General features: G+C 73.1%; 6 protein-coding genes. 1 reads left to right on the top strand and 5 read right to left on the bottom strand.

Annotation, left to right across the window (positions count from 1 at the left end):
• The 5 genes from H0E84_RS20650 to H0E84_RS04910 form a co-directional block, all read right to left on the bottom strand.
• A partial coding sequence (locus H0E84_RS20650) for a methyl-accepting chemotaxis protein (RefSeq protein ID WP_180677522.1) occupies window positions 1–2,138 on the bottom strand: 2,138 nt, incomplete at its 3' end.
• A gap of 131 nt (window positions 2,139–2,269) precedes the next feature.
• The gene (locus H0E84_RS04925; protein WP_425600460.1) at window positions 2,270–3,457 is read right to left on the bottom strand and encodes a BaiN/RdsA family NAD(P)/FAD-dependent oxidoreductase; all 1,188 of its coding nucleotides are present in this window, start codon (window positions 3,455–3,457) and stop codon (window positions 2,270–2,272) included.
• Between the two features lie 184 nt (window positions 3,458–3,641).
• The gene (locus H0E84_RS04920) at window positions 3,642–4,553 is read right to left on the bottom strand and encodes a DUF808 domain-containing protein (RefSeq protein WP_180677520.1); all 912 of its coding nucleotides are present in this window, start codon (window positions 4,551–4,553) and stop codon (window positions 3,642–3,644) included.
• Between the two features lie 101 nt (window positions 4,554–4,654).
• A complete protein-coding gene (locus H0E84_RS04915) occupies window positions 4,655–7,408 on the bottom strand; it encodes a protein kinase domain-containing protein (protein ID WP_180677519.1) in 2,754 nt (917 codons plus the stop codon).
• 118 nt (window positions 7,409–7,526) lie between these two features.
• Window positions 7,527–8,084 (bottom strand): ECF-type sigma factor, encoded by a 558-nt coding sequence (locus tag H0E84_RS04910; protein ID WP_180677518.1) that lies wholly within the window; start codon window positions 8,082–8,084, stop codon window positions 7,527–7,529.
• 117 nt (window positions 8,085–8,201) lie between these two features.
• On the opposite strand from H0E84_RS04910, the gene H0E84_RS04905 reads away from it, so the two are divergent.
• Window positions 8,202–9,674: a YadA-like family protein gene (locus H0E84_RS04905; RefSeq protein WP_180677517.1), complete on the top strand. Its 1,473-nt coding sequence runs from the start codon at window positions 8,202–8,204 to the stop codon at window positions 9,672–9,674.
• Window positions 9,675–9,887 lie beyond the last annotated feature (213 nt).

Raw genomic sequence — 9,887 nt, 5'->3', positions numbered from 1 at the left:
GCCGCGTCCGAACCGATGCGGAACACCGCCACCGCCGTCGCAAGCCCACCCGCCTGCTCCTCCAGGCTGCGGGCCGCGGCGCTCGCCTCCTCGACCAGCGCGGCGTTCTGCTGCGTCATCTCGTCGAGCTGGATCACCGTCAGGTTGACCTGTTCGATGCCCGAACTCTGCTCGGCGCTGGCTGCGGTGATCTCGCTCATCAGGTCGTTGACGCGCTTCACCGAGGTCACGATCTCCTGCATCGTCGAACCGGCGCGGTCGACCAGGCCGGTGCCCAGCTCCACCTTCTTCGTCGAATCCTCGATCAGCGCCTTGATCTCCTTGGCGGCCGCGGCCGAGCGCTGCGCCAGGCTGCGCACCTCGGAAGCCACCACCGCGAAGCCACGGCCCTGTTCGCCGGCGCGCGCGGCCTCCACCGCGGCGTTGAGCGCCAGGATGTTGGTCTGGAAGGCGATGCCGTCGATCACGCCGATGATGTCGGCGATGCGCCGGGAGGACTCGCTGATCGCTCCCATCGTGGTCACCACCTCGGCGACGACCTTGCCGCCGGCCTCGGCCACTTCGCCGGCGCCCGCGGCCAGCTGGTTGGCCTGGCGCGCGCCTTCGTCGTTCGCCTTCACCGTCGAGGTCAGCTCCTCCATCGAGCTGGCGGTTTCCTCCAGCGAGGCGGCCTGCTGCTCGGTGCGTGCGGACAGGTCGGAGTTGCCGGCGGCGATTTCTCCCGAGGCGGTGCGGATCGACGCCACCGACACCTGGATCCCGCGGACGATCGTCGCCAGGCGCTCGACGGTGCGGTTGACGTCGCCGGCGAGGTCGCCGAACGCACCCTGGTGCTGGCGCTCCACGCGCTGGGTCAGGTCGCCGTCGGCCAGCGCCGCCATGATCCTGCCGACGTCGGTCAGACCGGCATCGGCCTCCTGCATCAGGGTGTTTAGCGCAGCCACCATCTCGCGGAAGGCGTACTGGTACTGCGATTCGTCGCCGCGGGCGCTGAAGTCGCCGCGCGCCGCGGCGGCGGCCAGGCGTCCGATCTCCGCGTTCACCGCGCCGAGGTTGTGCTTGGTCGCCCGCATCGCCTCGGTCAGCGCCGCCTTCTCGCCCGGCAATTGCGGCATGTCGTCCGAGAGATCGCCGATCGCGTAGCGCTGCGCCAGTTCGGCCAGGCGGGTCATCACCGCGATGTGCGAGGCGGCCAGGGCATTGGTCTTGGCGGCCATTTCCGCGTAGGCGCCCTCGAAGGCGCCGCTGTCGATGCGGTAGCTGATCTCGCCGGCCTCGTGGCGGCGCTCCATCTCCACCTGTCCGGCGATCACCGCGCCCAGTCGCTCGCGCATGGTCTGCATCGCCGCGAGCAGCTGGCCGACCTCGTCGCGTCCGCCCTGCAGCGCCGCGCCGTCGAGCTGGCCGGCGGCGATCTGTCGCGCGGCCGCGGTCGCCCCGGCCAGCGGGCCGACGATGCTGCGCGCGATCAGCCACCCCAGTCCCAGCAGCACCGCCAGGGTGGCCAGGAAGAACGCGCCGATCTTGCGCGCGCTGGCCCACACCGCCGCATCCACGTCGTCGGCATAGACGCCCGATCCCACCACCCAGCCCCATGCCTCCACGCCGCGCACGAACGACAGCTTGGCCACCGGCTCCTCGTGGCCGGGTTTCGGCCACAGGTAGGGCACGAAGCCGGAGCCCTGGGCGCGCACGGTGTCGACGAAGGCCACGAACAGCCGGGTGCCCTCGGGGTCCTCGTACTCGCTGAGGTCCTGGCCGTCCAGCTTCGCGTTGATCGGATGCATGACCATGCGCGGATGCATGTCGTTGATCCAGAAATAGTCGTCGCCGGTGGCGCCGTAGCGCAGGCGGCGCACCGCGTCCAGCGCCTGGGCCTGGGCCTCGGCCTGTTCCATCGCGCCGTCCGCGGCCTGCGCCACATAGCCCTCGATCAGCCCGTGGGCGATGTCGACGGTGGCGCGCACGGCGGCCTGGCGCTCGCTCAGCAGCGCCTCGCGCTCGGCGTACAGCCCGAAACCGGCGAGGGCCACCAGGGCCGCCGCGCTGGCCAGGCCCAGCATCAGGAAACGGGTATTGAGGCGGGCCTGGGCGAACCGGCTCCGGAGGGCGGCGAAGCTGGAGGGGGGCGTGCTCATGACATCGGTCTGCGTGATGGCGCCGCGGACGGCGCCTGCGCCGCCGACGGGGACTGCCGGTACGTGCCTTATCGGCCCGCGCCCGGGGGGCTTAAGGCCCGGCCGGGGCCCCGTTCAGCCCTGCCTGCCCTTCACAGCGCCTGCCCCGCGGCATACCCCGATGCCCAGGCCCACTGGAAGTTGTAGCCGCCGAGCCAGCCGGTGACGTCCAGCACCTCGCCGACGAAGTGCAGCCCGGGCACCCGCCGCGACTCGAAGCTGGACGAAGACACTTCGCCGGTATCCACGCCACCCAGGGTGACCTCGGCGGTGCGATAACCTTCGGTGCCGCTGGCGACCAGCGGCCAGGCGCACAACGTCTCAGCCATCGCGCGCAGCTCCGCCGGGGTGTATCGGCGCATCGGCCGGCTGTCCAGCCAGTGCTCGCACAGGCGCTGCGCGAATCGCTTCGGCAGCGCCTCGGCAAGCAGGGTGCGCAGCTCGGCGGCCGGACGCTCGCGCTGCCAGCGCTGCAGGAGCACGAGGGCGTCGTGTTCCGGCAGCAGGTCCAGGCGCAGCGCGTCGCCGGGCTGCCAGTAGGAGGAGATCTGCAGGATGGCGGGGCCGCTGACGCCGCGGTGGGTGAGCAGCATGGCGTTGCGGAACGTCCGGCCGTTGCAGGTCGCGGCGACGGGCAGCGACACGCCGCTGAGATCCTGCAGGTGCTCGAGATGGCGGCCACCGAGGGTCAGCGGCACCAGCCCGGCGCGGGTGGGCTGCAGCGCATGGCCGAACTGCCGCGCCAGCGCGTGGCCGAATCCGCTGGCGCCCATGCTGGGGATCGACAGGCCGCCGCTGGCCACCACCAGTTTCGTCGCGACGGTACGGCCCAGGCGGCTCTCGATCGCGAAGGTCCCGTCGTCGGCGGCCTCGACCCGGGCGATGGCGCACTGCGTCTCGATGCGCACGCCGGCCCGCGCGCACTCGTCCAGCAGCATCCGCACGATCAGCTTCGAGGACTCGTCGCAGAACAGCTGGCCGAGCTCCTTCTCGTGCCAGGCGATGCGGTGCCGTTCCACCAGCTCGAGGAAATGCCAGGGCGTGTAGCGCGCCAGCGCCGACTTGCAGAAGTGCGGGTTGGCGGAGAGGAAGTTCTCCGGCCCGGTGCCGGTATTGGTGAAGTTGCAGCGTCCGCCGCCCGACATCAGGATCTTCTTGCCGACCCGGTTGGCGCCCTCCAGCACCAGCACCCGCAGGCCGCGCGCTCCGGCCACCTGCGCGCACATCAACCCGGCCGCGCCGCCGCCGATCACCGCCACGTCGACGCACCGCGTCTCCACGTCGCTCACCGGCCGGGCCCACGCCGGCCGCGGTCTCGGAGCAGTGCGGGTGCGTTGCGGGATGGCAGGCGAGGCATGGGCGGCCGGTGCGGCGGGCGGCCCAGTCTAGCCAGCACCGTCGCCGCGGCGACAGCGCCGCCCGCAACCCGGCGGGCCCAAACACCATCCGACGCCGCCGGCCGGCTCAGTGCGCCGCGGCCGTGCCGCCGCGCAGGCGCCGGAACAGCGAGACCGCTGCCAGCACCACCGCGCCGGCGACGATGCCGGCGGCGGCGTTGGCGAGCGCCGCGCCCAGCGAGCCGAGCATCCCCGGCGGGAGCATCGCCTCGATGGCGTGGTGCAGCGCCGGCACCCCGTGCACCAGGATGCCGCCGCCGACCAGGAACATCGCCGCGGTCCCCGCCACGGACAGGCCCTTCATCAGCCACGGCGCGCCGGCCAGGATGGCGCGGCCGACCGCCGCGCGCACGCCGCCGCGGCCGGTCAGGTGCAGGCCGAGATCGTCCAGCTTGACGATCGCAGCCACCAGCCCATACACGCCCACGGTCATCGCCGTGGCGATCGCCACCAGCACCAGCAGCCGCTGCAGCAACGGCTGGCCGGCGACCACGCCCAACGACAGCACGATGATCTCCGCCGACAGGATGAAGTCGGTGCGTATCGCGCCCTTGATCTTCTGCCGCTCGCGCGCCACCACGTCGACGTTTTCATCTGCGATCGCCTGCAGGTGTTCGGCGCGATGCCGTGCCGCTTCATCGCGATGGAGGAACTTGTGGGCGATCTTCTCGAAGCCCTCGTAGCAGAGATACGCGCCGCCGATCATCATCAGCGGCAGCACCGCCCACGGCAGCCAGGCGCTGATCGCCAACGCCGCCGGCACCAGGATCGTCTTGTTGATCGCCGATCCCTTGGCCACCGCCCAGACCACCGGCAGTTCGCGGTCGGCCTTGACCCCGGTCACCTGCTGGGCGTTGAGCGCGAGGTCGTCGCCGAGCACGCCGGCGGTCTTCTTGGCGGCGACCTTGGTCAGCACCGCGACGTCGTCGAGGATGCTGGCGATGTCGTCGAGCAGGGTGAGCAGGCTGGCGCCGGCCATGGCGGATTCCTTCGTTGGCGAGGGCGGATTCTCGCCGATCCAGCGTGCGGGCGGCGACGGGCGCGACCGGTCCGGGGCGGCCGCCGGGCCGCTCCCCGGACTCAGCGTCGAACCGAGGCGAGCCTGGACACCATGAGGCGGTAGTGCGCAGGCAGCTCGCCCTCCGGGAACGACTGCGCGACCTCGGCGAGCATCCGCTCCGGCGCGGCGTCCGGATCACCGGGCTGGCGCTGCGAGCCGAGCGCCAGCACCGCGGTGGCGCGGGCGAACCGGTGCTCTTCGCCGAGCTGCGCCAGCTCCCGGGCCAGGCGGGCGGTGCCGGCACCATCGCGCCGCTCCTGCAACGCCAGCGCGTAGAGCCGCAGCGCCAGGGACTGGGCAAGGTCGGGGGCGGACAACGGCCGTCCGGTGGCGCGGGCCAGCAGGTCGAGACGGTCGAGCTCCGCCAGCGCGTCGTCCGTGCGCCCCAGCAGCAGCTGCGCGAGCGCGAGCCGGCGCAGCGTTCCGGCGAGGGCCGGCGGCCAGCCGGACATCTCGCCCAGTTCCAGGATCCGCGCCTGCAGCTCGCCGGCCACCGCGTCGGTCGCCGGCGCATCGCCGCGCTGGCCATGCACCTGGGCCAGGTAGCTGCGCACCATCAGGCTGCGGAAATCGACCGGGCCGAAGGCGGCATCGGCGGCGGCGGACGCTTCCTCGAGCATCGGCACCGCTTCGTTCTCGCGTCCGAGCGCCGCCAGCAGCACCGCGTAGTTGGTAAGCGCCGGCGCCAGCCTGCCGCCACCCTCGCCCTCGCCGCCGGCACGACGGCGCAGCTCCAGGGCTTCGCGCAACAGCGGCTCGGCTTCGCGTCCGCGGCCACGATCCGCGATATGGCTGCCCAGGTTGTTGAGCGGCGTGGCGAGCGCGGGGTTGTCGGGGGGATAGGCTGCGCGCATCGTGTCCACCACCCGGCGGTAGTACGTCTCGGCCAGCGCCGGGCGATCCAGCCGGGCATTGGCCTGCGCCAGGGTGGTGAGCAGCGGCAGGTCCGCGATCCCCGGCTCGGGCACCAACGCCAGCGCGTCTTCCAGAACCTCCAGCGCCTCTCCCGGCCGATGCAGGGCCAGCAGGCTCTGGCCGCGGTGGACCAGCAGGTGCATCCGGCGCCGGGGGTCGCGCTGCGGCAGCGCGGCCTCCAGGGCCTCGGCCAGGTCGAACATGGGGAGCGCCGCCGTGGCATCGCCCAGGTGCGCGGTGACCTGGCCCCGGTACAGGTGCGCGTAGACCAGCGAGCGCCGCGCCTGGGCACTGCGCAGGCCGGTGAGCTCTGCGATGGCTGCCTGCTGCTGGGCGAGGCTGTCGTCGAACCGGCCCTGCTGCTGATGGATCTCGCCGAGGATCAGGTGGGAGATGCCGCGTTGTTCGCGATCGACCGCGCTCTGCAGCGCGGCGTCGAGCGCCGCTTCCGCGCTTTCCAGGTCGCCCAGGTGCCATTGCGCGCGGCCGATCACCTGCAGCAACTCGGTGCGCAGCGCCGGCTGCGCTGCGAACTGCTCGCGCACCCGGGTCGCGCCGAGACGAAGCACCTGCGCGGTATCCACGATCCGGCCGCCGCGGCTGGCGGGGTCCGGCGACTGCAGCAGGTCGACCAGGAAGTCCTTGGCCGCGGTCGCGCGCGCGGCTTCGCGCCGCGCCTCGGCGGCCTGCCACAGGGTGGCGGCGACCCCGCCGCCCAGGCTGAGCAGCAGCGCGACGTTGGCCGCCACGGCAACCCGGTGGCGGCGCGCGAAGCACCGCAACCGATAGCCCGGCCCCGCTGCGCGCGCCTGCACCGGGCGGCGGTCGAGCCATGCGCTCAGGTCGCTGGCCAGGTCGCCTGGGGAGGCGTAGCGCCGTTCCGGGTCGGGGTCCAGCGCCTTGAGCACGATGGCATCCAGATCGCCGCGCAGCCCGCGCCGGAACCCGGTGCCGTCGGTCCCGGCGGCGGTCGCGGCGATCAGCACCCGCGAAGGCGCGGTGACCGGCTCGTCCGGCAGCCCGCTGGGGCGCGGCGGCCGGCCCACCACCAGGTGATAGAGCAAAGCCCCCAGCCCGTACACGTCCATTGCGGTACTGGCAGGGGCGCGCAGGAACTGCTCGGGTGCGGCGAACTGCGGCGTCAGCACCATCGCCTGGGTTCCGGTCGGGGTGCCGTCGGCGGCCTCGAGCAGATGGGCGATGCCGAAGTCGAGCAGGCGGACGTGGCCATCGCCGTCGACCAGCACGTTGGAGGGCTTGATGTCGCGATGGATGATGAGGTTGCGGTGCGCATGGGCCACCGCCGAGCACACGTCGAACAGCAACCGCACGCGCTCGCGCAGGTCGAGGCCATGCGCTCGGCACCACAGGTCGATCGGCTCCCCGTCGACCAGACTCATCGCCAGCCAGGGGGTGCCGTCCTCCAGCACCCCGGCCTCGAGCAGCTGGGCGATGTGCGGATGCCGCAGCCGCGCCAGGATCGCCTGCTCGCGCCGGAACCGCCGCACGCCGCCCGAGACCATCGCGCCGAGCGTCAGCAGCTTGAGCGCCGCCACCTGGCGCTGCGCGCCTTCACCGCGGCTGGCGCGGTAGACCACCGCCATGCCGCCGCGGCCGATCACCTCCTCCAGGGTCCAGTCGCCGATTCGGCGCCCGGCGAGGCCCGCGCCCAGCGGCGCGCCGTCCAGGGGACCGCGATGCCGGCCATGGGCGGCGAGCAGGCGCGCCACCACGGCGTGGAGTTCCGGAGCCAGCGCCATCGCCGCCAGTGCCGCGTCGCGCTCCACGGCCGGCAGATCGAGCAACCGGTCGAGCACCGCATCCGCGGCCTGCCACAGCAGTTGATCGTCGTCGTGCACGGCTCCCCCGGTTGGCACCCCTGGCGCCGATAGTACGAGGACATCGGCGGGAGCGCGCCGCGCCGGCCGGTGCGCCGGTCCGCCGGGCGGGCACGACCGCGCCATGATCGGGTCCGCCTCAGGCCCGTCCGGGTTCCTCCAGGCGGGCGTACAGGAAGGCGCGCGCGCGCTCCCACTCGCGCTTGGCGGTGCGCAACGAGCAATCGAACAGCGCCGCGATCTCGGCGAACTCGAGGCCGGCGAAGAAGCGCAATTCGACCACCCGGCACTGCCGCGGGCTGATCCGCTCCAGCGCGTCCAGCGCCGCATCGATCAGCAGCAGGTCGTCCTGCGCGAAATCCAGCTCCGCCAGGCCTTCGTCGAAGGTGACCTCGATGCGGTCGCCGCCGCGCTTGGCGGCGCCATCGCGACGCAGCTCGTCGATCGCGATCGCCCGCATCGCGCGCGCCGCGCAGGCGAAGAAGTGCTCGCGGTCGTTGAGGCGGAGTGCCCGGTTGCCGACCAGGCGCATGTAGGCCTCGTGCACCAGCGCGGTCGGCGTCAGCGCGCCCGGCGCGCGGCCGGCGCGGCCGCGCGCCAACTGCCGCAGCTCCGGGTAGAGCGCCGCGAACACGGCATCGAGCGCATCCCCATCGCCGGCGGATGCGCGCCTGAGAAACACCGTGATCTCGCCCATCCCCTCCCCCGCTGGTCCGCGGCGCCTGCGGTCGTGGCACTCCGGCACTCCTGATTGCGAGGGCCAGCGTGCGCACCCGATCGCGCGATCCCGCCACCCATCTTGAGAGGAACACCCATGTCCACGTCAATCCCGACCTTGTCCAGACTGCTTCCCGCCGCCCTGGCGCTGGCCCTGGCGAGTCCATTCGCGCTTGCCGGCGAAGTCTGCGACGGCCCGCCCGGGCCGGTCGCCCCGGGCACCAACGCCTTCGCCTGCGGCACCGATGCGGCGGCCGACGGCGACGGCAGCACCGCCGTCGGCGCGCAGGGGGCCGCCGCCGGCGATTTCGGCACCGCGCTTGGCTTCCTGAGCTCCTCCGATGGCGCACTGGGCGTCGCGGTCGGCGCCAACGCGGATGCCGCCAGCCTCGCCGCCACCGCGGTCGGCGGCAACAGCCTCGCCACCGGCCCGCTGGCGTCGGCCTTCGGCAACGTCGCTTTCGCCACCGGCGAGCAATCCACCGCCATCGGCACCGCCGCCAACGCGACCGGCCTGAGCAGCACCGCGCTGGGCTATGCGTCCGAGGCCCACGAGCAGGGCAGCCTGGCCGCAGGCTGGGGAAGCCAGGCCACCAGCGAGGCCAGCACCGCCCTCGGATCGATGTCGACGGCGACCGGCAACGGCGCGACTGCGCTGGGTATCCAGTCGAGCGCATCCGGGCAGCTGGCGTTCGCCCAGGGGCTCAACAGCAACGCCGCCGGCGCCGGTTCGATCGCGGTGGGGATCTCCGCCGAGGCGAACGGCGAGAACGCCGTCGCCCTGGGGGGTGGCAGCACCGCCGGGGGCGATCAGGCCGCGGCGCTGGGGGTCGAAGCCAGCGCCAGCGGCCTGGGAGCGACCGCGGTCGGCCTGGCCGCCAACGCCAGCGGCATCTACGCCATGGCCGGGGGCGCCGGCGCCGAGGCCGGAGGCCTGGGCAGCACCGCACTCGGTACCGGCAGCCAGGCCCTCGCCGACAACGCCGTCGCCCTGGGCGCGGGCGCGGTCGCCGACCGCGCCGACACCGTGTCGATCGGCGCCGCCGGCAGCGAACGACAGCTCACCAGCGTGGCCGCAGGCACCGAGGCCACCGACGCTGTCAACCTGCAACAGCTGCAAGGCACCGCCCAGGCCACGCTGGCAAGCGCAACCGCGCATGCAGACTTGCGCAGTGATCAGGCCGTGGCCACTGCCCAGGACTATGCGGACGCGAGCAGCGCGCAGACGCTCGCCTCGGCCAACGCCTATACCGACGAACGGGTCGCCGGGATCGCCAACGACTGGGAAGAATTCCGCCAAGAGTTCGACAGCCGCCTGGGTCTTGCCGACCGGCGCATCGCCCGGGTGGGCGCGCTCAGCGCGGCGATGGCCCTGATGGCGGGCAGCACCGGCGGGAATCCCGGAGAGAAGCGCCTGGCGATGGCAGTCGGCAACTATCGCGGCGCGAACGCGGTGGCGCTGGGCTATCAGCACATGCTCACTCGACGGGTGAATCTGCTCGTCGGCCTGTCTTCCAGCGCCGGCGAAACCCAGAGCGGCGTGGGCATGAGCTTCCGCCTCGGCCGTTGATCTGCGTGGCTGCGCCGGACGCCGTGCCGGCGCAGCCCTCCCGGACTGCCGGACGGACCCACCGCGAAGCGGCCATGACCGATGGTCGCAGTGGAGGCTGGCCCGCCACGCGACCATGACCCGCTCGCCGCCATACTCCCACGGCGCAATGGCGCACATCGCGGCGGATCGCCGGCCGGGTGCGCAATCGCGTCGCGCCGTTCACGGTCGCAC

The organism is Luteimonas salinisoli (genome assembly GCF_013425525.1).
Lineage (GTDB): Bacteria > Pseudomonadota > Gammaproteobacteria > Xanthomonadales > Xanthomonadaceae > Luteimonas > Luteimonas salinisoli.
Note: the sequence above shows the minus strand (reverse complement) of the source record. Positions and strands in the feature narration are given on the sequence as shown.

Excerpts from the sequence above, each read along its gene's own strand:
- H0E84_RS04920 (WP_180677520.1), bottom strand. The coding sequence starts at position 4,553 with ATGGCCGGCGCCAGCCTGCTCACCCTGCTCGACGACATCGCCAGCATC.
- H0E84_RS04910 (WP_180677518.1), bottom strand. The coding sequence starts at position 8,084 with ATGGGCGAGATCACGGTGTTTCTCAGGCGCGCATCCGCCGGCGATGGG.
- H0E84_RS04905 (WP_180677517.1), top strand. The coding sequence starts at position 8,202 with ATGTCCACGTCAATCCCGACCTTGTCCAGACTGCTTCCCGCCGCCCTG.